General features: G+C 32.3%; 21 protein-coding genes and 1 riboswitch. Of the genes, 8 read left to right on the forward strand and 13 right to left on the reverse strand.

Features of this window, described 5'->3' with window-relative positions:
- Positions 1–313 precede the first annotated feature (313 nt).
- Complete coding sequence (locus tag ACQYZ7_RS14720; RefSeq protein ID WP_430730478.1) at positions 314–1,384, reverse strand: hypothetical protein; 1,071 nt, start codon at positions 1,382–1,384, stop codon at positions 314–316.
- Between the two features lie 337 nt (positions 1,385–1,721).
- Positions 1,722–1,826: riboswitch (SAM riboswitch) on the forward strand.
- Positions 1,827–1,876: 50 nt separating this feature from the next.
- On the opposite strand from ACQYZ7_RS14720, the gene ACQYZ7_RS14725 reads away from it, so the two are divergent.
- The 4 genes from ACQYZ7_RS14725 (at position 1,877) to ACQYZ7_RS14740 (ending at position 7,821) form a co-directional block, all read left to right on the forward strand.
- Positions 1,877–2,896, forward strand: a complete 1,020-nt coding sequence (locus ACQYZ7_RS14725; protein WP_430730479.1) for a homocysteine S-methyltransferase family protein — start codon at positions 1,877–1,879, stop codon at positions 2,894–2,896.
- Between the two features lie 3 nt (positions 2,897–2,899).
- On the forward strand, positions 2,900–5,575 hold the full coding sequence (gene metH / locus ACQYZ7_RS14730) for a methionine synthase (protein ID WP_430730480.1): 2,676 nt from the start codon (positions 2,900–2,902) through the stop codon (positions 5,573–5,575).
- A 238-nt stretch (positions 5,576–5,813) separates the two neighbouring features.
- A complete protein-coding gene (gene metF / locus ACQYZ7_RS14735; RefSeq protein WP_430730481.1) occupies positions 5,814–6,770 on the forward strand; it encodes a methylenetetrahydrofolate reductase [NAD(P)H] in 957 nt (318 codons plus the stop codon).
- Positions 6,771–7,032: 262 nt separating this feature from the next.
- A complete protein-coding gene (locus tag ACQYZ7_RS14740) occupies positions 7,033–7,821 on the forward strand; it encodes a PhzF family phenazine biosynthesis protein (protein WP_430730482.1) in 789 nt (262 codons plus the stop codon).
- Positions 7,822–7,957: 136 nt separating this feature from the next.
- Here ACQYZ7_RS14740 and ACQYZ7_RS14745 read toward each other — a convergent pair whose 3' ends face one another.
- From ACQYZ7_RS14745 to hutI, 3 genes are all read right to left on the reverse strand, one after another.
- The gene (locus ACQYZ7_RS14745; protein ID WP_430730483.1) at positions 7,958–8,965 is read right to left on the reverse strand and encodes a formimidoylglutamase; all 1,008 of its coding nucleotides are present in this window, start codon (positions 8,963–8,965) and stop codon (positions 7,958–7,960) included.
- A 41-nt stretch (positions 8,966–9,006) separates the two neighbouring features.
- A complete protein-coding gene (locus ACQYZ7_RS14750) occupies positions 9,007–9,309 on the reverse strand; it encodes a GIY-YIG nuclease family protein (protein ID WP_430730484.1) in 303 nt (100 codons plus the stop codon).
- 169 nt (positions 9,310–9,478) lie between these two features.
- On the reverse strand, positions 9,479–10,711 hold the full coding sequence (gene hutI, locus ACQYZ7_RS14755; protein ID WP_430730485.1) for an imidazolonepropionase: 1,233 nt from the start codon (positions 10,709–10,711) through the stop codon (positions 9,479–9,481).
- 49 nt (positions 10,712–10,760) lie between these two features.
- Between hutI and ACQYZ7_RS14760 the strand changes: the two genes are divergently transcribed.
- Entirely contained in the window at positions 10,761–11,186 is a 426-nt protein-coding gene (locus tag ACQYZ7_RS14760; protein ID WP_430730486.1) for a DUF3995 domain-containing protein, read from the forward strand.
- A gap of 104 nt (positions 11,187–11,290) precedes the next feature.
- On the opposite strand, the gene ACQYZ7_RS14765 is transcribed toward ACQYZ7_RS14760, so the two are convergent.
- A complete protein-coding gene (locus ACQYZ7_RS14765; RefSeq protein ID WP_430730487.1) occupies positions 11,291–12,568 on the reverse strand; it encodes a pentapeptide repeat-containing protein in 1,278 nt (425 codons plus the stop codon).
- Between the two features lie 551 nt (positions 12,569–13,119).
- Here ACQYZ7_RS14765 and ACQYZ7_RS14770 point away from each other — a divergent pair.
- A complete protein-coding gene (locus ACQYZ7_RS14770; RefSeq protein WP_430730488.1) occupies positions 13,120–14,526 on the forward strand; it encodes a glycosyl hydrolase family 18 protein in 1,407 nt (468 codons plus the stop codon).
- A gap of 267 nt (positions 14,527–14,793) precedes the next feature.
- On the opposite strand, the gene ACQYZ7_RS14775 is transcribed toward ACQYZ7_RS14770, so the two are convergent.
- The 6 genes from ACQYZ7_RS14775 to ACQYZ7_RS14800 all read right to left on the reverse strand — a co-directional run bounded on the left by ACQYZ7_RS14775 (position 14,794) and on the right by ACQYZ7_RS14800 (position 20,382).
- Positions 14,794–15,477, reverse strand: coding sequence for a sterol desaturase family protein (locus ACQYZ7_RS14775; protein ID WP_430730489.1), 684 nt, complete (start codon positions 15,475–15,477; stop codon positions 14,794–14,796).
- 386 nt (positions 15,478–15,863) lie between these two features.
- Positions 15,864–16,070: a hypothetical protein gene (locus tag ACQYZ7_RS14780; protein ID WP_430730490.1), complete on the reverse strand. Its 207-nt coding sequence runs from the start codon at positions 16,068–16,070 to the stop codon at positions 15,864–15,866.
- Between the two features lie 830 nt (positions 16,071–16,900).
- Positions 16,901–18,070, reverse strand: coding sequence for an AlbA family DNA-binding domain-containing protein (locus tag ACQYZ7_RS14785; RefSeq protein WP_430730491.1), 1,170 nt, complete (start codon positions 18,068–18,070; stop codon positions 16,901–16,903).
- Between the two features lie 364 nt (positions 18,071–18,434).
- On the reverse strand, positions 18,435–19,058 hold the full coding sequence (locus tag ACQYZ7_RS14790) for an FMN-dependent NADH-azoreductase (protein ID WP_430730492.1): 624 nt from the start codon (positions 19,056–19,058) through the stop codon (positions 18,435–18,437).
- A gap of 66 nt (positions 19,059–19,124) precedes the next feature.
- On the reverse strand, positions 19,125–19,706 hold the full coding sequence (locus ACQYZ7_RS14795) for a Crp/Fnr family transcriptional regulator (RefSeq protein WP_430730493.1): 582 nt from the start codon (positions 19,704–19,706) through the stop codon (positions 19,125–19,127).
- Between the two features lie 25 nt (positions 19,707–19,731).
- A complete protein-coding gene (locus tag ACQYZ7_RS14800) occupies positions 19,732–20,382 on the reverse strand; it encodes a class I SAM-dependent methyltransferase (RefSeq protein WP_430730494.1) in 651 nt (216 codons plus the stop codon).
- Positions 20,383–20,692: 310 nt separating this feature from the next.
- Here ACQYZ7_RS14800 and ACQYZ7_RS14805 point away from each other — a divergent pair, with 310 nt between their 5' ends.
- Entirely contained in the window at positions 20,693–20,902 is a 210-nt protein-coding gene (locus tag ACQYZ7_RS14805) for an SHOCT domain-containing protein (RefSeq protein ID WP_430730495.1), read from the forward strand.
- Positions 20,903–20,988: 86 nt separating this feature from the next.
- On the opposite strand, the gene ACQYZ7_RS14810 is transcribed toward ACQYZ7_RS14805, so the two are convergent.
- Complete coding sequence (locus ACQYZ7_RS14810) at positions 20,989–21,462, reverse strand: nucleoside deaminase (protein WP_159616026.1); 474 nt, start codon at positions 21,460–21,462, stop codon at positions 20,989–20,991.
- 217 nt (positions 21,463–21,679) lie between these two features.
- Here ACQYZ7_RS14810 and ACQYZ7_RS14815 point away from each other — a divergent pair, with 217 nt between their 5' ends.
- A complete protein-coding gene (locus ACQYZ7_RS14815; protein WP_430730496.1) occupies positions 21,680–23,185 on the forward strand; it encodes a hypothetical protein in 1,506 nt (501 codons plus the stop codon).
- Positions 23,186–23,399: 214 nt separating this feature from the next.
- Here ACQYZ7_RS14815 and ACQYZ7_RS14820 read toward each other — a convergent pair whose 3' ends face one another.
- Positions 23,400–24,536 (reverse strand): NAD(P)/FAD-dependent oxidoreductase, encoded by a 1,137-nt coding sequence (locus tag ACQYZ7_RS14820; RefSeq protein ID WP_430730497.1) that lies wholly within the window; start codon positions 24,534–24,536, stop codon positions 23,400–23,402.
- Positions 24,537–24,540 lie beyond the last annotated feature (4 nt).

Here is a 24,540-nt window from a genome sequence, read left to right on the forward strand (position 1 = left end):
TGGTAATAATTAGTAGAAAAGGAGTGTTTGTTAAAACACGGTTTCTACGTGCCGCAGGCAATTATTACCAACGTTGAGTATAAGAAATGTAGGGCATTTGATAAGCACTATCGTTTCGATTTATGACTTAGCTAAATATAAATATTTTGCTTTTATATTTTCTTCTATAAATGCCAAATTTTATATTTAGCGGACTTTGTAAATATTCACAAACTCTTCGGTTTACCAAAAAACGCCCTATATTTTTTATACATTGTTGCAAGTGGTAGCTTTTTTATCAAATTTTAAATATCTTTCAAAACCATAAAAATTATTAATCAAAGACTCTCTTACTTTCATAAAAATATGGTTGATCTTGAAATCTTTTGGTTACTAAAAAAATATGTTTGTTTTTAAGAGAATCCTCAAAGTATAATTTAAATTTATAATCTTTTTTAAAATCTACATTAGTTGCTTTTAATTCAAATTCCACGTTTCTATTAGAATTAAGTTTAAAACCCTTTATAGGTATTGGTAATACACTATGCCATTCAAAGTCTCCTGCAATATTAACAATTTTTGTTAAATGAGCTTTTTTATTTAAATTTTCAAAATTAAAAAAAATAGTATCTCCTTCTCCATATTTACTAGTTGCCATTTCGTATTGTCTAGACAAAGAAGGACCGTTTATATAGTACATATCTTCTATAAGATAGAAAAGACCTTCTTTTCTAAGGCTATCTTGATAAGTATAAGTGTTTTCTCTTATTTTTGAGTTACTAAAAATGGTGTTCTTGAGTTTCTCTATCGTTAATGTTATTGTGTCTTTCTTATTATCTTTAATGTAACTTTCCTGAATAAGACGTGGTATTGGATTATAAGCTCCTACACGAAACTTAACCAGTTTAACTTCTGAATCGTCTATTTCAATAACTTTCAAAAAATTTTGAAAAGAACTTTTTTCTTTTAAATACGTTGTTTTCAGATAATGAAATTTGGATAAATTGTCAATATTGTATGTCATTTCCTTAATCCACCTTTGATAATTCTCTATTTTGTCTTTTCTATCTTGTTCTCTTTCTGCTTTTTTATCAAAAAAATCATTTATTCTGGTGAATAGTTGAAATATAGTAAAACACAAAATTATTATCGTTATAAACATAGATAAAATTGTTTTATCAGAAATTATTATCTCCTCTTCTTTTGTCCGCTCTTTTGGCTTAAACGTCCTCTTGTGAAAGAAGAAAAATATAGCGCTTATTGCAAAAGTAATTGCAGCAAAAGAAAAAAACATTCCAGAATCAGTATCCCTTCTACTAAATCTATCATTGGCGTCCCATATACATAATAACATAATTAATAATAAAGTAATTATTTTAATCCATTTATTTGTTGAAGTTCCCATACTTTTAATTCAGAATTTTACTATTGGTTTAAGTTAAATAAAAATTTTAGTCAAGTTATTTCTTGTAATAATTTGGTGCGTTAAGTTCTTGAATTCAGGGTTTCGATTTTCTATTACTTGCAACTCGTTATAAAAGAACTATAACTTCTTTTATCCGTGTATTTAAACATGATAAGTGAAATTTTTAGCAATTTTATTCTTCTTGTTTCAAGCATCCAAGATAAAACAAAATTATGTTGTTACCTAGCTGCAAAAGCGGTCTTTCTTCTTTTATTTATTTTTAGTTTTGGTAACTAAAAAATAATACTATAACTTTGCCCCGTTCATTAACGTATTGATGTTATCAAGAAAGGTGGAGGGAATAGACCCTTTGAAACCTTAGCAACCCTTTGTGCAAACAAAGAAGGTGCTACATTCTACTGCTTCGGCAGGGAGATAACGAAAAGAATTTTACTTCCTCTTTTCCTGATAACATTACACTAAATATCAGGAATGTCAAACATTTATCAAGAAATACAAAAACGAATTCTCGTACTCGATGGTGCTATGGGAACCATGCTTCAGGAATATAAGTTTACTGAAGAAGATTTTCGTGGAGAGCGCTTTAAAGATTACCCAACTCCGTTACAAGGAAACAATGATTTATTATCCATAACTCAACCTGAGGCGGTAAAAGAAGTCCATAGAAAATACTTTGCCGCTGGGGCAGATATTGTAGAAACCAATACTTTTTCGGGTACTACCATTGCTATGGCCGATTACCAAATGGAAAATTTGGTGTATGAGCTAAATTATGAATCAGCGAGAATAGCTAAAGAAGCAGCTGACGAATTTACAGCGAAAGAACCTCATAAACCTCGTTTTGTAGCAGGGTCTATCGGTCCAACAAACCGTACCGCAAGCATGTCGCCTGATGTAAATGATCCAGGATACAGAGCCGTAACGTTTGACGAGTTACGAATAGCTTACAAGCAACAAGTAGAAGCTTTGTTAGATGGAGGTTCGGATATCTTGTTAGTAGAAACTGTCTTTGATACGTTGAATGCCAAAGCGGCATTATTTGCTATTGAAGAGGTAAAAGCTGAACGAAATATTGAAGTTCCTATCATGGTTTCAGGAACCATTACCGATGCTTCAGGAAGAACTTTATCTGGGCAAACAGCAGAAGCTTTTTTGATTTCTATTTCACATATTCCTTTACTGTCTGTTGGATTTAATTGCGCGTTAGGAGCCAATTTATTGCAACCACATTTAGAAGCAATTGCCTCTAAAACAGAATTTGCTATTTCGGCACATCCCAATGCAGGATTGCCCAATGCTTTTGGAGAATATGACGAAACCCCAGAAGAAACTGCGGAGCAGATAGAAGAATACTTAAAGAAAAATTTAATAAATATCATAGGAGGATGTTGTGGTACCACGCCTAAACATATTTCAGCAATTGCAGAGGTAGCAGCTAAGTACAAACCACGTCATGCTGAATTTGTAGCAGTATCACAGTCAAATAATTAGAAGATGAGTGAAGAGAGAAGATATATGCGATTATCTGGTTTAGAACCGTTAATTATTACGCCCGAAAGTAATTTTATCAATGTAGGTGAGCGAACAAATGTTGCGGGGTCTCGTAAATTTCTTCGATTGATAAAAGAAGAAAAATTTGATGAAGCCTTAGCTATAGCTCGTCATCAAGTAGATGGAGGTGCGCAAATTATTGATATTAATTTCGATGATGGTTTAATTGAAGGAAAAGAAGCCATGGTGCGCTTTTTAAATTTGATAGCAGCTGAACCTGATATTTGTCGTGTGCCTATTATGATTGATAGCTCAAAATGGGAGATTATAGAAGCAGGTTTACAAGTAGTACAAGGGAAGTCAGTGGTTAATTCGATTTCCTTAAAAGAAGGGGAAGAAAAATTTATTTGGGAAGCTACGCAGATTAAACGATATGGAGCCGCAGTAATTGTCATGGCTTTTGATGAGACAGGACAAGCAGATACCTATGAACGAAGAAAAGAAATCGCAGAACGTTCTTACAGGGTATTGGTAGATAAAGTAAACTTTGCTCCTGAAGACATTATTTTCGATTTAAATATATTTCCTGTAGCAACAGGAATGGATGAGCATCGAAAAAATGCAATCGACTTTATAGAAGCAACCCGTTGGGTTCGTAAAAATTTACCTCATGTTAGTGTTAGTGGAGGGGTGAGCAATGTTTCCTTTTCATTTAGAGGAAATAATGTGGTACGAGAAGCAATGCATTCCGTATTCCTTTATTACGCTATTAAAGCGGGAATGAACATCGGAATTGTAAATCCGACGATGTTAGAAGTCTATGATGATATTCCAAAAGATTTATTAGAGCATATTGAAGATGTTATTCTTGATAGAAGAGATGATGCCACCGAACGATTATTAGATTTTGCTGAAACGGTAAAAGGAAATAAAAAAGAAACTAGTGAGCAAGTTTTAGAGTGGAGGAGTTTACCGCTACAAGAACGTATTACACACTCATTAGTAAAAGGAATAGATGCTTTTATTGAAGAGGATGCAGAAGAAGCTCGTTTAAGTGTAACAAAACCATTACACGTCATTGAAGGACATTTAATGACAGGAATGAACGTGGTTGGAGATTTGTTTGGAGAAGGAAAAATGTTTTTACCTCAGGTAGTAAAATCTGCTCGAGTAATGAAAAAAGCAGTAGCTTATTTAAATCCGTATATAGAAGCAGACAAAAGCGAAGAACAGCAAGCTATAGGGAAAATACTCATGGCAACTGTAAAAGGAGATGTGCACGATATCGGTAAAAATATAGTATCTGTTGTTTTAGGTTGTAATAACTACGAAATAGTAGATTTAGGCGTGATGGTTCCGCCAGAGAAAATTATTGAAACTGCTAAAAATGAAAAGGTAGATGCCATTGGTTTAAGCGGATTGATAACACCTTCGTTAGATGAAATGGTGTATTTAGCGAAAGAAATGGAGCGTCAAAACTTGGAGATTCCATTATTAATTGGTGGAGCAACAACTTCAAAGGCACATACTGCAGTCAAAATAGATACGCAGTATAAAAATGCAGTAGTACATGTAAATGATGCGTCAAGAGCGGTAACAGTAGTAGGAGATTTATTAAACAAAGAAACCTCCAATGAATATGTAGCCAAATTAAAGAAAGATTATGAAGAGTTTCGTGATAAGTTTTTAAAACGAGGAAAACAAAAGCATTACATACCTATTGCAGAAGCGAGAGAGCGAAAATTCAAAATAGATTGGGAAACAACTAATATTACCAAGCCTAAAGAATTAGGTGTACAAAAGTTAGAACAGGTAAGTTTAAAAGATTTAGTACCGTATTTTGACTGGAGTCCGTTTTTCCGTTCTTGGGATTTACACGGGAAATATCCAGATATTTTAGAAGATGAAGTAGTGGGGGTAGAGGCAACTAGTTTATATAAAGATGCACGAGAAATGTTGCAACAAATTATAGAAAAGCAAGCCTTGAAACCCAAAGCTATTTTTGGATTGTTTGAAGCGAACTCTATTAACGATGATGATATTTCTGTACAAAAGAAAGGAAAGGAAGTGGTTGTGTTTAGAACCTTACGTCAGCAGTTAAAAAAGCGTGAAGGGAAACCTAGTTTTGCATTGGCAGATTTTATTGCTCCTAAAGAAACAAAGAGAAAGGATTATGTGGGAGCTTTTTGTACAGCTATTTTTGGAGCAGATGAACTGGCATTACGATACAAAGAAAATCACGATGATTACAATGCAATTATGGCACAAGCCATTGCCGACCGTTTTGCAGAGGCTTTAGCAGAATATTTACACCACAGAGTTAGAACCAAACATTGGGGCTATGCTTCCGAAGAAAATTTAACCAATAATGAATTAATAAAAGAAGACTACAAAGGAATTCGTCCAGCACCAGGTTATCCTGCATGTCCAGATCATTTAGAGAAAGAGACCACTTGGGAGCTTTTACAGGTAGAAGAGAACATAGGAGTAACCTTAACCGAAAGTTTAGCTATGTGGCCAGCAGCAGCAGTTTCGGGGTATTATTTTGCTAATGAAGAAGCTAAATATTTTGGCTTAGGAAAAATAACAGACGACCAAGTAAGAGATTACGCAGAAAGAAAAAATATAGCCTTAGAAAAAGCCAGAAAATGGTTGCATTCTAATATTTCAGATAATTAATAATAACTTTAAAATAAATAAACAAAAGAGCGTATTTAATTAACAATAAGTTTTAAGTTAGGTAAACTAAAAACTACAAAACAGTAGTAATATTGCCCTATAAAAAATCAATAAAATTAGACAAATGAAAAAGTATAATTTAGAGATTCGGTTTGCAATACAGTTACTAGTAATGGCAGCAATATCGTTATTTGCAGCTTCATTGGTATAGTTAAATACGCCTTTATAAGATACGCTTATGAAGGTAATAGAACATTTAGAAAAAGCTAACGGAGAATCATTGTTTTCGTTTGAAATACTTCCACCGCTAAAGGGAGATACAATAGAGTCAATATTCAAAAATATTGATCCGTTAATGGAGTTTAATCCTCCTTTTATAGACGTAACCTACCATCGTGAAGAATACGTGTATAAAGAGTTAGGGGATGGACTATTGAAAAAACAAGTTGTAAAAAAACGTCCAGGTACTGTAGGTATTTGTGCGGCGATTCAAAATAAATATCAAGTAGATGCCATTCCGCATATTTTATGTGGAGGATTCACCAAAGAAGACACCGAGAACTTTTTAATTGATCTCGACTTTTTAGGAATTGATAACGTGGTTGCATTGCGTGGTGATGCTGTAAAAAGCGAAACCTATTTTAAACCAGAAAAAGAGGGGCACGGATACGCTAGTGAGTTGGTTACGCAAATAGAAAACTTAAATAAAGGAAGGTATTTGGATGATGATTTACAAAACTCATCAAAAACTGACTTTTGTATTGGTGTAGCAGGATATCCTGAGAAACACATGGAAGCACCAAGTTTAGATTCTGATATCCACTTTTTAAAGAAGAAAATCAAAAACGGAGCGAATTATGTGATTACTCAAATGTTTTTTGACAATCAAAAGTATTTTGAGTTTGTAGAAAAATGTAGAGAAGAAGGTATTACAGTTCCTATTATTCCGGGTTTAAAACCTATTTCGACCAAAAAACAGTTGAATTTAATTCCACACCGATTTAAGGTAGACTTACCAGATGCTTTGGTAAAAGGAGTTGTGAATTGTAAAAATAATGCAGAAGTACGACAAGTAGGAGTAGAGTGGTGCATTACTCAGAGCAAAGAGTTACAAAAAAGAGGAGTTCCTATTTTACATTATTATTCAATGGGAAGGTCTACAAACATTCAACAAATTGCTAAGGCAGTTTTTTAGTAGTAGGTCGATAGCCAATATTTTTATTCCTTGAGGTAGTTTATTACTAACCGTCATTGCGAACCGAGTGAAACAGAGTGTGAGAAATCTCATTAAATATGAGTAACTCATATTTAATGAGATTTCTCCCTTTGGTCGAAATTGTAAAGGTTAACTAATTTGTTGACATTTACAGTAATGACATTAGTAAATTTCTTATTGTTATCTTGTTTATGCAACAAAACTGAAAGCAATATATTTACATAATTAAACAAAGAAAAAGATGAAATTACCATTATATCAAATAGACGCTTTTACAGATAAAGTATTTGGAGGAAATCCTGCCTGTGTTGTTCCGTTACAAGATTGGCTTCCTGATGAAGTTCTTTTAAAAATAGCAAAAGAAAATGCTGTGGCAGAAACAGCATTTTTTGTTGATAAAGGAGAGAAGATACATTTAAGGTGGTTTACTCCAGAAATTGAAATGGATTTATGCGGACATGCAACACTTGCTACTGCTCACTGCTTACACTCAATTTTAAACTATCCTCATAACGAAATAGTATTTGAAACGCTGAGTGGTGATTTAACTATTAAGATTGAAAAAAAATTTTATTCTATGGATTTACCCTCTCGAATGCCTGTTGCTTCTGAGTTACCTGAAATTATTCAGAAGTCTTTAAATATAGCGCCTAAAGAGGTTTTAAAATCTAGAGATTATGTATTAGTATATGATTCTGAAGAGGAAATAAAGAATATAAAAGTAGATAGGCAGACCTTTGATCAAATAAATTTAGATCCAGGAGGGGTAGTAGTTACAGCTGTAGGAGATAATTCCGATTTTGTGTCAAGATATTTTACACCACAATCTTCTATTTTAGAAGACCCTGTTACTGGTTCTTCTCATTGTTCATTGGTACCATTTTGGAGTTCTCGATTGGATAAAGATAATCTTGATGCAATACAGGTTTCTGAAAGAGTAGGAATATTAAAGTGTCAAAATAAAAAGGATAGAATATTAATTAGTGGTAAAGCTAAAACGTATTCAGAAGGAAACTTGTGGATAGAGTAAATAGATTAAAGGAATCGTCATTTCGAACCGAAGGAGAAACCGTAAGGTTTAGCGGAGCTAAATCTCATTAAAGTTAATTACAAACATTCTTAAGATTTCTCACACTTCATTTCACTCGGTTCGAAATAACTTATAATTAATTACTCTTAACCTTAATAAAATCAGAAATTAAATAGCTGATATATTTTCCTACTTGTCCGTTAGCAATGTCATCTTTAACTACTGCTGGAGCACCCTCACAAATGTGTAAATAAGAAGCATTTTGTAGCTTTCCAAAATAATGTGTGAATCTACGTGCTTGCTGTGGTGTAAATCCGCTAGGTGTCATGGCACTACTAGGAAAGTGTTGTATACAATCCAAGTCAATTTCAATTCCGAAAGGAGTGTTTTTTATAAAATTTTTAGCGCGTTGTAATTCTCCATCAAAAGAAGTAGATTGATATACTTCTAACTCTTCAAAGGTGTTGTACTCTAAGTTTAAACTATCATGAATCATTTCAAAAACATACTGAGGCGTGTAGTTTTCATGCAATCCAAACATAAAGTAATTCTTAATAAAACCTTCTTGCAACGCATACGAGAATCCGTTACCACTATGACGTTCCTCCAAACGACGTAAATCGGTATGCGCATCTAAATTAATCACATTTACAGGTTGTTCCTTACCTTCAGAAAGTCCTTTAATGTTTCCGTAAGCGTTGTTATGACCTCCACCAATAATAATTGGTGTTTTACCACTTTTAACAATGACTTTGATAAGGTTAGAAAGTTCTTTATCAATTGCTTTTACTAATAAATCACCTTTCTCTCTGTCGTTAACGTCAAAGCTATATACATCGTCTAAACAATCTAAATATCCTAAAACTATGATGTTATTTCCGTCAATAAACTGATTCTGCTGTGTATTTAAAAATGCTTTTAAAGCAGGAACAAAAGCAGTATGTGCACCACCATTTCCTCCATTCATACGAACACCAATATCTTCGGGAACTCCTAAAATAACAAAAGAAGCAGTTGAGTTTTTAAGTTCTTCTTGTAGCTCTTTTTTAGAGTTGATAACTGCAACGCACTCACCTAATTTTGTTTCACCTTCACGTGGGGTTACAAACTCTTGTATGTCTTTTTCGTTGAATATTGTTAGCATATTGTTGTATTGTCATTCCTGCGTAGGCAGGAATCTTTTTGTTAGTTATACCAGTTTTTAGCTAAATCCTCCCAATTAGGGTTCTCTTTAATAACTAAATTTGTTTTCCAAGCTCTTTTCCATTTTTTCATGTTTTTCTCTCTTTTTATAGCTTCCTCAATAAATTGGTACTCTTCAAAGTAAATTAATTTATCCAGGTTGTATTTAGAAGAAAAACCTTTTACAAGTTTGTTTTTATGTTCAAAGATTCTTCTTTCAAGGTTGTTAATAACACCAATATATAAAACACCTTCTTTTTTGTTTGTAATGATATAAATATAATATTGATGATTGGTTTTATACATCTTAATATCCTCTAAGAGATTCCTACCTACGCAGGAATGACAAGCTTTGTTAAAATGTCATTTCGAACTGAAGTGTAACGAAAGGAGAAATCTTAATGTTGAGTAGAGTTAAATTTATTACTCACCTTAAAGAGATTCCTCGTTATCACTCGGAATGATAGCTTGTAATTTACACCTCTTTTCCGTTGATAAATACTGAATCGATTAAGTTACTTCCGAAGGAATACGGTAAAAATCCATACGAAGGAATTTCTTTCGTTAGGATTAAATTTGCTTTTTTCCCTTTAGTAATACTTCCAACCTCATCAGATAAATTCATTGCATACGCTCCGTTAATTGTAGCTGCATTAATGGCTTCTTCCGGTGTCATTTTCATTTTAATACAAGCCGTTGCTACTACAAAGTTCATGTTTCCTGATGGAGTAGATCCTGGATTGTAATCGGTAGCTAAGGCTAATGGCAATCCTGCATTTATAATATCACGAGCAGGTGTGTACGGAATACTTAAAAAGTACGAGCACGATGGTAAGGCTACAGGCATGGTTTGTGTATCTTTCAATGCTTCAATGTCTTCTGCATTCATTACCTCTAAATGATCTACTGACAATGCATTGTGTTTTATACTCACTTGTACACCACCAATAGTTGTAAACTGATTTACGTGTACTTTGGGTGTTAATCCGTATTGTTGTGCAGCGGTTAAAATTCTGTCAGTATCTTCCACCGAGAAATATCCAGTTTCACAGAAAGCATCTACAAAATCCGCCAAGTTTTCTTCAGCAACTTTAGGTAACATTTCCTCAATAATTACATTGATGTATCCTTCTTTGTTGTTTTTATATTCGGTTGGGAAGGCATGTGCTCCTAAAAAAGTGGCTTTTACAGGGATGTTGTAGTTTTCACGTAGCTTTTTTATAACACGTAGCATTTTTAACTCAGCGTTTACAGTTAAACCGTATCCTGATTTTATTTCAACTGCTCCAGTACCTAATGCAATAACTTCTTCTAATCGTTTTGCCGATTGTTGGTACAACTCTTCTTCCGACGTTCCTTGTAACTTCTTTGCAGAGTTTACGATACCACCACCACGATTGGCAATTTCTTCATAACTCAATCCGTTAATTCTATCCACAAACTCTTGTTCACGATTGCCTGCATATACAATATGTGTATGCGAATCACACCAAGTAGGCAACATCATTTTACCAGTACAATCCACCGTTTTATCAGCAGAAGTAGGGGCTTTTTTCATGCTTCCATAGTCAGTAATAATACCGTTTTCAACCATTAAAAAAGCATTTTTAATGGTAGGTAAAATGTTCATCGCAGCTCCTGATACTTTTTTAGTACTTGTTTCTCTAATTTGGATTAATTCTTTGATGTTTATGAATAAAGTTGTCATGTTGAATGCTTAAATTTGTTAGACAAACTTACGGTAAAAACTACAATTTATGATACATTTTTTAGGAGTGATTTGTGTTTTAATACTCTTTTCTATTTCGTTAATTCATGTTTATTGGGCTTTTGGTGGAACTTTATGGGTAGATGCTGTAATACCTACTAAAACAGCAAATGAAAAAGCGATGAATCCACCTAAAGCACTAACGTTTGTAGTGGCTATGGTTATCAGCGGTTTTGCTGTTATATATGCAGAAAAAATACAGTTCTTTACGTTAAGTTCAATGCCCACATGGCTAAAAGAGTATGGACTTTATGTTGTAGCCAGTATTTTTCTCATTAGAGCGATAGGAGATTTTAAGTATGTAGGCTTTTTTAAGAAAGTTAAAGCGACAGAGTTTGCCATAAACGATACCAAGTATTTTTCTCCACTGTGTTTGTTCTTAGGAGTAGTTGGGTTGTTAATACTGTTGATTTAGTTTAGACAATTTGACCTTGTTTTTTTAGATTAAAAAGATATTTAATTTTACATAAGACTAGTCTAATATTCTTAGGAGTGTTATGTAAACTCCAATTATATTTATTACTTATTGGATTGTTTTTTATCAAAAACAATATTTTCATATTTATCTAAAATCACTAAAATTTCATCAATATCTTCTTGACTAATTTTACCTGTTTGACATTTAAAAAATTCTACATTTTTTAAATCAATACCTTTGTAATCTGTCTCATATTTTAATAATTCATTGATTTCATTTCTGAAGTGTATATTGAATTCACTTTCGTTTCTTAGGCCTCTAAAATCTGAATGTATTATTATCACGCTCTCCATTGTTGTAGAATTGAAAAAAGCCGCTCTAAAGTCATTATTACTGAAAGAGTTTAAGTTTTTAAATACCACTTCGTTAAAATTTGATAATGAGAACTTTGAATGAAGAATATGGGTGCTGTAGAAAGTACATTTGTTGAAGTTGCAAGCAATAAATGACCAATCATGAATATTGCAACTGTCGAAACTCACATCATTAAAGTTAATATTAAAAAAACCTAGAGTTCCAAATTCAGAATCTATATTTAATTGTAGGTTTTTAAGTCTACCTCCATAAAAATATGTTTTATGCATTTTTGTATTACAAAAATCTATATTTTCCACTTCTCCAAAAAAGAACAAGGAATATTGTAAGTCTACGTTTTTAAAGCTAGAGTTTTTTAAGTTAGATAATTTGCATCTGGATAAATCAGAATTGTCTAGTATTAAATTATCAAACTCTACACCAATTAAATCAGCTCCTCTTAAATTACCTTTATAGTTCTTATAAGGATTTTTTTTTGAGTTTTTAAACAAACTATTTATTATAGTTTGTAAAACTGTAGTGTTTTTATTTTTTTTAGCATTTGATCTTATATAGCTGTTTAAGATATTAAAAACTATTTCCGAATATTCTGCTGGATATTCTTTTACAATTTGATTTAACTCTGCTATTCCTCCTAAAATAATAGGTTCGCTATCACTGCCAAGATGTTCAACTGCATTTTTAAAACGCTCATCTGTTTGTGATTTTCTTGAAAGTTCTATTTGATTACTTTGAAGGTTTATGGCTAGACCTTGTTTTTTAACACCTTCCTCAATAGCTTTTGCTCTTCGTAATGAAATATAGAGACCAAATAATATACCTAAAGCCCCTAAAATACTCAAAACAATTTTAAATAATTCCCCATTTCTATTAGGGTTTTCAGGAAATAGCCATTTAGAAAAAGCTTCAAAATATTCTTTAACTATACTTATTTTAAAAATAACTAATAAAAAAATAGAAAGTATAATTATAAAATAGACAAATTTTAGAAGGTTTTTAATCATACTTTCATTATAATTTATTTTAGCTAGCAGCTATCTATTTTAGATATATTATAAAATCACTAATAAATTCCTCAAATAGTAAAATAAACAGAAACCATAGCAATTTCACTCTCCCAAATATAAAAAAATAAACACAAGAAAGGATGCGACTTTTATAGGTACAACATTTTATATCTAAGAAGAGCAACTTCAAACAAGTAAAGGGATACGAATAGGTGCGTGTGTAGAAAAATGTTTGTTAGCATAGTATGCCGTATGCTTTTAAAGGTATTGTACATCAGTTAGTTATGTGTTTTTCTTTTATACACATAAAACATATGTTCGTGATTGATTATCAATCGTTTACTACCTTTTTTAGAAACCATGTTTATTAATTTCTCAACTTTATAATAGCAAATGGTATAAAATCAAAATAATAAGTGTAGTGGGGGACTTAAAAAAACAGTATTCGTACTAAGGTGATGCCTAGGTTTGTTAGATACATAATGTATTTAATTAGGTTTTTAATCTGCTGTCGAAAATAACTTAGTAAATATTAAATACAATATATTATGAAAAATTCTCAATTCCCCTACGGCATTAATGCTTGGATCTTTTTAAATGAAGATGAACCACCAAAGACCAACTATAATAGTCCTGATAGTTGCTTTCAATCACTTATTAAATACAACGTATATAACAGCGCAGCATCTCTTGGAATAGCTTTTTTTGAGGTAGTTCCAGCTACCAAAGGCTCTACCATTAAAATTGGTGATTCATCGCACCCGGATGGACTTACGAATCAAGATTATTTGAACTCTGTATTGAAAGATGCTCGCCAAGTAAACCCGAATATTAAGTTTTTAGCAACCATGGTTTATTCGGGAGACAACACGCTAGCATCTATTTTTTCATCAGGTGGAAACGAACAAGAAGAGGCTACTAATTTTGCAAATAACCTAGTTACTTATCTGAAAGATAATGGAATGAACGGATTGGATGTTGACTGGGAAGGTGATGTATCTATACGCATGACCCAATCTCAATTTAAAGTTTTATTTTCTACGATTCGCTCTGTATTTGATAAGCAGCAAGTAAAATATTACTTGTCGTTTACTCCAGCATGGCCAACAAATTCGATTGATTATCCAACTGTAAATAGCGCCTTCGATTTTGTATCACCGCAGTTCTACGACGGTACACCGTTATCTGACTTTATAGGTGCTGGAATATCACCTGAAAAAATTGGCTATGGAGCGCAATTTGAACCAGGAAATGCAGCACCTAACTCTAGCGCTCAACAAGTTTGGAGCCAGGTTTCTGATGGGTTTACTAGTAAGGGGGCTTCTTATGATTATCAGGATATTTTTATGTGGCGTTTCAACTCTGGGAACTTCCAGTTTGAGCAAGCCCAATTTATGATTCTTAGTCAATTAGCTAATCCAATAACAAGTAATACATTTGATGATACTGCGATAGTTGGAGCTGCGGGGAATCCAAATATAACGCAAATAACGATTCGTTCGGGTAATGTACTAGATGCTATTCAGACTGTAAATACTGGAACTGGACCTTATAATACAGGTACTCAGAATAGAAATACTGGTGTTTATACATTACCACAACATGGTGGAAATAGTGGAGTAGCTAAGACGATAGATATTCCTCTAAACGACCCAATCGTAGCTGTTTCTGGTTACACTGGTGTATGGTATGGTTGGCAATGTGTATTGCAAATAACTTTAACAGGTAAAAGTGGAGCTTCTTATGGTCCTTACGGAACTATGAATGGTTCAGTTATGCAAACACCTTTTAAGCAGTCTGCTGAGGCAGGACAAAGTTTAGTAGCGTTTAAAGGATCTACCATAACAGTTCCGTTGGCAAATGGTAGTCATACTGAAATTATTGCTAGCTTAAATGCTGTTTTTGCTAAGCCTTTTGTGGCTCAGAAAATAAACGAAAAGACGCTTTCTATTTAAGTTTTAGTAGTATAAAATACTTTTAGCATAGAATAAATAACATGGGCTATGTGTCTTTAAAGCGGCGCATAGCCTTACTATTATTTCAATTTACCCTATAAGTTTTTTTAGTAAATAGTAAAGCAATTAGGTGAGAGTAAGCAATTAATTATACACTTCTTAAGTTTGTCTTTTATTCATAAATAACAGTGTCTATTGTTTTATTATTAACCGTTAAATTTTAGATTTGGTGGGCTTTGTTATAATGTACCAACTACTAAACCTTTATTATTTTTTATATTTTGTTAGCAAACGTATTTCAACTTTCGCTTCTGTTCTAAACAATTTATCCCAAAAAAATGTATAAAATCCAAAATTTCTACTATTAAGCTTATGATGAGCTTTATGAAATGTATTTGTTGTGAAAATAAATAAGAAAGGTTTGTAGGTGTTTCCATTTAAATGTGTGATTAAGCCATACAACCAATTGAAAAATAAAAACAGAATAAAACCATAAATATTAAACTGAAACAAAATGGTTACTATTGTTAGTAACAATCCAAAAAATATAGATTCCCAAGGAGACATATAATATAAGCTGACACAATTAAACTTATTCGAATGTTCGTGATGTTTTGCGTGAATTTTTTTTAATAAGCCTATGCGATGGGATAAATAATGTAAAACATACATTAAAAAATCCATTAATAAGAATATACCAACAAAAGAGAGCCAGATATTAGATTCAGAAAATAGAATTACACCTTTAATCCATAAAATATAACCAGGTATAGCTATTATAATATTTATACACAAAATAAGTATTGACCCTATTATTTCCTTTTTTAGTAGATTTTCTTGATAATTATATATCTTATTCCACAACTTACTAGTAACAATAGTTAATCCATACGCAATAATATTTGCTGTTATTAGTAATGAAAAAAAAGTAAAGGGGTTTTTTAAATCCATATTATATTCAATATTTCTTTGTTATAAAATGTTTGGATAGACATGCTCTTTATGTTTACCAACGGTAAAGTATATGAAACCGTTACGTTTAATTAAGCTACCTTTCAAGTATCCTTTTGTTTTGTAAAGAAACAAAAATAGTGTTTAAGCAAACACTAGCAATGTTTTATATACATCCTAAGTTAGTAAACCGTTTTTCATTTTCAAAACTATTTAAGTCAGATAGTAACAAATAGCATTATAAGTCGTCTTTCAATAAAACAGATAAGTATGAAATACCCTTTGATTAAACCGAAATATTACTTCTCGATATTCAAAGAAATTGTAAGTTTTATTAAAAATCCTAGAATTGATAAAAATCTCGATAAATCAGTGAAGTCTAAAATTTATGAAACTATTGGATTGTACTTTTTAAAGTTAATATTCTTAATTCCGGTTGTTTTATTTTTTGCAATTGTATATGACCCAGAAAACATACAAAAAGGAAATATGTCTGAGCGTTTTACTCCACTTGTTTTTTTATTAGTGGGTGGAGTGATTCTACCATTTGTTGAAGAAGTTGCGTTCAGACTTTCATTAAAATTTAAACCCATTTATTTGACTTTATCGTCAAGTGTATTCTGCTATTATATATTGACTAAATTTATTTTTCATACAAAAATTAGCGCTATAGATGAAAGTTTTTTAATAAGGGTAGTTATCTCATTTTTTTTAGGAATAGTTCTTTATTTAATAATCAATATTAAATCAGTAAATAAGAAATTGATTAAATTTTGGAATATACACTTTCGAAGTATTTATTATATTACTTGTGTGTTTTTTGCTTGGATACATATATCGAAGTATGAATTAAACTTGACGAATATTCTTTTACTTCCGATTCTTACTTTACCACAATTGATGAGTGGTTTAATTTATGGGTATATTAGAGTGTCCTTTGGATTTCAGTATCCACTATTTTTTCATATGTCTAATAATTTAATAGGTATTGGATTGTCTTTTTTGCCCTTTATCGATTTAATTTTAATTTGATATTAGTGAGTTTAATCGAAATGGTTGGCAACGCTCTAGGTGTATGGGGTGTGAGGTACAGCCTCATGAGGAGCCATAATTGTGCCTCATTCGTTATACATTTTGTTGTTTATAGTTTCGTGTGTAGTTCACGAAGAAGTCTAAAGGTACACAATATAATTGTTAGAGGTGCAATTAACCTAGAGCGTTGATAATAATTAGTAGAAAAGGAGTGTTTGTTAAAACACGGTTTCTACGTGCCGTAGGCAATTATTACCAACGGTCTCGGCTATGAGTAGTTGCGTGGGTTAGCAGTTAACTTTGCAAGTATGCACCAAACTGAAAATCCGCGAGGATTTTCAGAAATAGGCAAGAACAAGCAATTACTTATAGCCATTGTTGGCAACTGACTTTATTTATTAATTTCTATACTTTTTGCAAATCCGAAAGATTGCCATAATATGTCAAAATTCGGTTTTAATGAGCTATAAATATCAGTTTCGTAAGTCGGAACCAAGATTAGTGGAAAAGCTATTTCATTTTGTTTGAACTCTCTATTGTAATAACTTCTATCATTGTCTAATACTTTTCCTAATACGTTATGAAAACTGAAAGAAATTAAAAACGGTGGTTCAAACTGTAAATCGTTGAGAACTTTTAGTCCTTCATCCACACTTCGAATTGTTTCCTCAATCATTGACCTTCCATCAAATGCTTTTTTTCCGTTTCTGTTTTCGTAAAATAGTTCAGACGTATAAACTTCATAAACACCATTTCTAAAAATTTGATTGTAAGAAGTTACTTTTTGTCTATCAAAAGATGTAGCAAATGTGGCATAGCCATCTATATTATACATTTTATCCCAACCATTTGAATAAAGAGGTCGCATATCAAGTACTCTATCCTTTTCTGCTTTAGAAAAATCAACAATTTGATTGTCCAAAAAACCAAAAGGTATTATGTGAACAAAAAATGAATTCTCAATTTCTAAATTTGGTATGTTTTCCTGGTTTAAAACAGCCTTAATTCTGTCTTTTCTGAAATCGTTTGCCTTTTCCTTTAATACTTGATTTTGCATAAACATATTATTAAGTTCATATACGTCAACTGCGAACTTTCCACTGTTTCTGCGTTTGTAAAACTTATTTGTTTGATTATAAGTTACCATTGATGGTAATCCCAAACCTTTTGGAATTCCTAAAATCAATACAGTTTCCCCATCAACTTTTAATTCGTTAATTATTAACTGATTTATACTTGGCTCAGTACAGTTCTTTATTATGTCTTCAATTTGTTGAATTAGTTTGTCCGAATTCTGAATTTCAATTCCTGTAATCTCTTTAGGTTTTCCTGTATTTTGGTTGTTTTTATCTTTCTCTTCTTCTATTCCAAAAACCAAACATCCTCCATCAGTATTATACATAGCAGTTACATCAAACAAGAATTCTTTTTTGTCTTTGTCTTTTGAAATCGCTAATTCCTTTTTGTAATCCAAACTTGAACTTTCCTGAATTTGGTTTTCTACTAGACGTTTTATGTCAGCTGCTTGTATTTTATCTGCTCTAATTCCTAAAATATACATTTAATTGTTCAGTTTTTTTAGCTTGTTGCAACTTGTTTATATACGTAATAAAATTACTGTTATATCCCCTTAAGGGAAGGATAAGCGGAACTTTCAGTAATTTTATCCTCCCAAATATAAAAAAAGTAAGATAAAAAAGTTACACTTTTTTATCGGGTCGACACCCCAAGCCTAATCGGGTCAACACTGCTTGCCTAAGGGGAGTGTTATTCACTGGCTAAGGGGAGCAACACCAAACAACAAAAAAGATAAAAAATAGGTGCGTGTGTAGAAAAATGTTTGTTAGGTGCTGTGTTATATAAAGAGGCATTAAAAAACGCTGTTAACATAAGTATTAACAGCGCTCGTTTGTAGAGGGTGTACTTTAAACCTCTCCAATTTCTTGATAAATCTTCTTTTTAGAACTTTCAAAAATAGCACCTCCGAACTCCTCATTATCTAAAGAAATTATGGTAATGTCTTGAATACCCATAACTTCAAAAACAAACTTCAAATAGGTCGTTTGGAAGTTCATATGCTCGTTTTTTTCATTTTTACCATAACCTGTATCCCCTCGGCTAGATAGAATAAACATTTTTTTGTTTTTCAGTAACCCTACATAATCACCATCGGGTGTTCCTGAACGGAATTTCCATGTTTCATTAATTCTCATAAGCTGATCGATGTAAGCTTTTAATCCGCTGGGTATAGACCAATTGTACATAGGTGTTCCAATAACATACACATCGTGTTCTTTAAATTCTTTAATTAGCTTATCGCTTAAGTTAACACCTGATTGATTTTCTGCTGTTCTGTCTTCAGGTTTAATAAAGGCACTAGCAATCCATTTTTCATTGATGGGAGGTATTTCTTTTAATCCAACATCTCGGTATGAAAATGTATCGTTAGGATGCTTCTTTTGCCAATTCTTTACAAAGAGTTGGGTTAATTGCCTACTATGCGATTTTTCATTTCTTACACTTGCATTGATGATAAGTACCTTGTTCATATCTTAATATAGTTTACATGATATGGCAAAGGTCGTTGTAGAAGAAATAAAAAAAATTGATCTAGTTTAAGATGACTTATGTTTTTTACGAATTCTGCTTAAAAACTCAGCAGTTACACCCAAGTATGAGGCTATTAGGTATTGAGGAACTTTACCTGATATTTTTGGGTAATCTTTTATAAAATCAAGATACCGTTGTTCTGCATCATACACATTGTTGTGAATAATTCTTCTTTGCAAGCTACCAAGATAGTTTTCGAGTATAATTCTAAAAAAGCGTTCAAGTTTAGGTACTTGCTTTAGCATTTCCTGAAAAGAATCATAACGTATTTGTAACAAGTTGGTTTTTTCTATTGCTTGAATATTGTAAATAGAAGGTTGTTGTTTTTGAAAGCTATCAATATCTGTAGCCCACCAGTTTTCTATGGCAAAATATAAAACTTCTTCTGTTCCTGTAGCAGCGTTTATATAAAAGGCTTTAAGGGTTCCATTAATTACAAAATTATCGGTTCTACATACATCACCGTTTCTTAGAAGATAGTCTCCTTTTTCAAGAGTTTTCTCAGTCCAAAAGCTTTTAATGATGCTCTCTTCTTCTGAAGTTAATTTGATGTATTTTGAAATTGATGTGATTAATGGATCTTTCATTTAATTTACCGTTAAAGAAAACATATTACTCTTTTTTTAATTTGGCTAGGGTATAGGTTCGTTCTACAGAATCACCTGTTTTACTTGTAACTTGTTCAGTTTTATGGATAAGCTCGTCAATTTTTAAGTGAGAAGCACTAACAAGTGTTTCCATTTCTTTTGTGCCAAAAAGCTGAAACTTATCCCCCACAAAAGATAAGTTTTTCATAAACTCTTTATCGGCATAAGTTAAAACGCATACACCATTAGGTTTTAAAACGCGTTCAATTTCAGTTATCAGTTTTTGAGGGTTAGACCAAAAGTAAATTGTATTTACACTCATAACACGATTAAAAGAATTGTTTTTAAACGGAATTGTTTCTCCGTCGTAAAGAAGAAACTCAGCCTGTGTAGTTGTATTAATAGCTTTAGCTTCCTCGTGCATTGTTTTAGAAATTTCTAACCCAAAGTAATCTATATTGTTAGCTGTGACTAATAACTTTTGTAAATGTCCGCAATTACCATGACCAAGCTCTAAAACTGAGTTATTGTTTTCTAACTTTAAAGAATCAATAGTACTTAAAGTCATGTTAATATTAGTCTCGTTCATGTTCTTTCCAACTTCAACGCCTAATTTACCATCAGGGCAGCTTAATTGTTTTTCTAATTCCTTAATTTCTTCTTGTGTTAATTGCATAGCTTTTTGGTTAAGATTAATAGTGGGATATTAAAAAACTAAATTATTGAAAATTGAACTTGAAAACAAGATAAACCGAGGGTATAAAAAGTAAGAACCTAATTTTTTTAAAAAGGATAGGGGGAATAATACTGATATATCTTTTTTATTTGTCATTTACCCATTCAGAAAAAAATCTTTTTAGTTATATAACTAAAGACAAAAAGGGAAAAGACATGTTGCAAAACTTATATTTAAAAATGTATTTAGTTGTTATTTAGGTGTTTAGTCTTGTAGTTTAGTGTTGATTTAATATAAAAACTAAATAGTTATGCATTATCACGACGGACATTTTTGGGGAATGCACTATGTATGGTGGATTGTTTGGATAGTAATAGGAGTATTCTTTTTCTTGTTTTATAGTTCTTTATTCCAAGTAACAAAAAAAGAATCTCCGTTAGAAATACTTAAAAGACGTTTTGCAAAAGGTGAAATCACCAAAGAAGAATATGAAGAGGCTAAAAAAGTATTAGATTCTTAAGTGTAATAAAAAAGAAACCCTTTGTAAAAACTACAAAGGGAACTTTATTGGCACCGCCAAAGGGTATTATCTCGAGGTTATTTACTCTAATACTCAATTTTATCTTCTTTCTCAGACCATTTCTGGAAAGGCTCTAAGGCAATATCACGTCCTATTTGCTCAAACGGAATACTTCTCTTTTCGTATGGTAACGGAATTTCTTTATAAATAAATTCATCATCAAAACCAATGTTAGCAGCATCTTGTTGGTTACTACCGTAAAAAACTTTATCAGGACGCGCCCAGTAAATAGCACCTAAACACATAGGGCATGGTTCACAAGAGGTATATACAACGCAACCGTCTAACTGAAAAGAGCCAATATTTTTACAAGCATCACGAATAGCAGTTACTTCTGCGTGGGCTGTAGGGTCGTTGGTAGAGGTAACTTTGTTGTTTCCTCGTCCAATGATTTCTCCATCTTTTACTACAATGCATCCAAAAGGACCTCCTTCGTTATTTTGCATTCCTTTTAAAGCTGCTTTTACAGCTTCACTCATATATTCTTCGTGTGTATTCATTGTTTAGTTTTTAATAAAAAAGGGTTACAAAACTAAGTCTTTTCTTTGATTCAATTTACGAAATAAAACACTTTTTAAAGTAAGGGCATAAAGGGTATATACACTTGGCATCAAAAAACAGCTTTTTATAACTATAATTTAAGAGTTTATGCCTTCTTTTTTAACAAGCTACTAAAATATTCGCTAATTTGTAACTATTATCAAAAACTAATCAATCATGAAATTAACAACCAAACTTATTTTAAATACAATGCTTGTAATGAGTGTTGTGTTTTTTAATTCTTGTAAAAAGAAGAAAAAAGAAAATGATGCTGTAGAGCAAGTAGAAGAAGTAGCTTACAACAAAACAGCAACCCAAAGTTTATGTGAAAGTGATTGGTTCCCTCACACACAAACCCCAGCACCATCCGAAGGAAAAGGAAGTCCGTTTGATGTATCGAGTACAACCAATGCAATTTTTCACCAATGGTCTTGGCAAAAGTTTTTATGGCTAACCAAACCAGAATATCAAATAGAAAAATTATTAGTAAAACAAGAAGGAAAGGAAGTTCCTCTGTATGTGGGAGAAATGTTACCGTTATTTTTAAATCCTAAGAAAATGCACCAAGTAACAGCTCATATGCAAGATGTAGTTCCTAAACAAGGAGCTGCTGTAGTATTAGAAGACACAGCCCAAGCAGGTTCAGGAGGAATATTAAAAACAAATCCAGGGTATAACAAAGAAGGGGTATCAGAAACGGTATTTTATTCAATTCACATAAGCTCTACAATGAGAGAGGCATCAAGAAAGTATAGAGATTCTATAGTTAACGGAACTTTGAGTCAAGATAATCAAGCATCTTTCCCTGTAGGTTCGTTAGAGTTAAAAGTATCATGGACACCTGTTACGGCTATTGCTGAAGAAGAAATTGACAACTACTATACAACGGTAGCGGCATTGAGTACAGATGGGACAACGTACACTAATACAGAAGTAGCATTGTTAGGAATGCATGTTGTAGGGATTGTAGAGAATCATCCAGAGTTTATTTGGGCTACTTTTGAGCATGACGATTTAGCACCAAACTATAATTGGAAAGAAAACAAAGCGACTTCAACTACCAATAAATTATTATTTGCTGAGGGTACTACTACAGGAATTGACGGAATTACATGGAGCAATGGTAGCGCGAAGTTACCATACAAAGCATATGATTTATTTAAATTTGGAATTCCAAGAGACAGCGTAGGGAACTTTATGAAAACAAGTCAATCAGAACCTATCAACTTTAATAACATAGAGAATCTTAATACCTGTGTAAAAGAAAATTTAACTGATGTATGGAAGAATTATTTTTACAATGGTTCTCTTTGGATTGATACGGATGGATTGACTCCTGAAGAACAAACAGCAACAATAAATAGTTTAGGTGGAAATATAGGAAAGGCAACACCTGATAGTACTTCGGTAGCGAGAGGATCAGTAAACTGTGCTAATGTTACTATGGAAACGTATACACAAACTTTTAAAAGTAGCTTAAAAGATATTAATGCAGCGAATTTAGCAAACTGTTTTAGTTGTCATAACGCTGTAAACTTTTCAACTAATAAGAAATCACCACTATATATAAGTCATATATTTAACGCATACTTATTAAGAGGAGAAGGAAAAACATTTAATGAAGTTGAAGCTTTAAAAGCCAAGCAAGAAGTTGAAGACTTTATGAAAAATAGCTTAAAGTAGAGTTTTTAAGATTGACTTTACTAAGAAGCCTCTCTAGTTTGTTTTATGACTGGGGAGGTTTTATTTTTACTAGTTGTTAGTTGTTGACATGTTTTATCTGAAATCATAGTCACTCCGAAGAAGGCAATGATTGGAAACCAAAAGGTGTAGCGGAGCTAAAAACAAACAGCAAAGCGGTCTTTTTTCTTGGTTCTAAAAGCTAGGAAATCAACAGTTAATGACTACTACGCCTTTTCCAAAAAGGAGACTCTTTCCATCTAGTTTCAGTACTATAAAAAAAGTTTTTATGTTTTAGATAATGATTCCAAATTTGTTGTATTTGCTGACTATACAACATATTGAATTGTTCCATCTTATCAGGGTGTAAATCCTTAATAAAATCAACATTTATAAGTAACTTTTGGAGTTGCACCGCATTTGCCATAGCATTAAACATACCTTGAGAAGAAAGCGGATCAAAACTCATAGCAGCATCGCCTAAAGCAATCCATTGTTTGCCAGCTACCTGTTCTAAACGAGTAGAATTAGCACTTACCGTACCATGAAAGTTAATGTTAGCTTCGTTACCTTCAACCAAAGACTGAATGAGTTTGCGCTGTTTGGTAAAAGCTAGAAAAGTATCTAGATGTTTAAACGTATTCCTATCTACTAAATCAGCATCTGTTTGAAAAGCGATCACTCTTTTATTATTGGGAACGATTGCACTATACCACCAACCTAATTCATCAGCAACAATGGTACTCATGGTATTTTCTTGTGTATTAGGTAAGCTCACCCAGCAAGATATTAACTTATCATACGATGTACGTTGAATACCTAAGCTCTTTGTGAAATGAGATTGCCTACCAGTAGCATCAATTACAAACTTAGCATGAATGGTATGTGTAGTTCTGTTTTTTAAATCATCAGACTTTGTTATTACTTTCCAGTAGTTATCTTCGTATGAAGTATTAGAAAGACGTGTTCCCCAAATACAATTAACACCTCTTTCAGTAGCAACTTTTCTTAGATAACTTTCAAAGTTCTTTCTATTTAAACTTCTAGAGAAGCCATCGGGATTTCTTAAATAATCAACAATTTGAAGTTGGTTACTTTCCCAATACGATTGCATTCCTAAATTGTTGCGGAATATTGTTTGTTTTATAACATCTGATTCGTTTTCTAATAGATTTAACTCTTTTAAAATCCGTTGTGAAGCAGGAGCTAACGATTCCCCAATTCTATCAACAGGTTCAAGCTGTTTATCTACTATGGTAACATTATAATAATTAACTAAAGAAATGGCGGCAATGCAACCTGCAATGCCACCACCTATAATTAGTATGTCAGTAGTACTATTATATTCTTTCAATTCG

The organism is Tenacibaculum sp. SDUM215027, from assembly GCF_050566205.1.
Classification (GTDB): Bacteria; Bacteroidota; Bacteroidia; order Flavobacteriales; family Flavobacteriaceae; genus Polaribacter.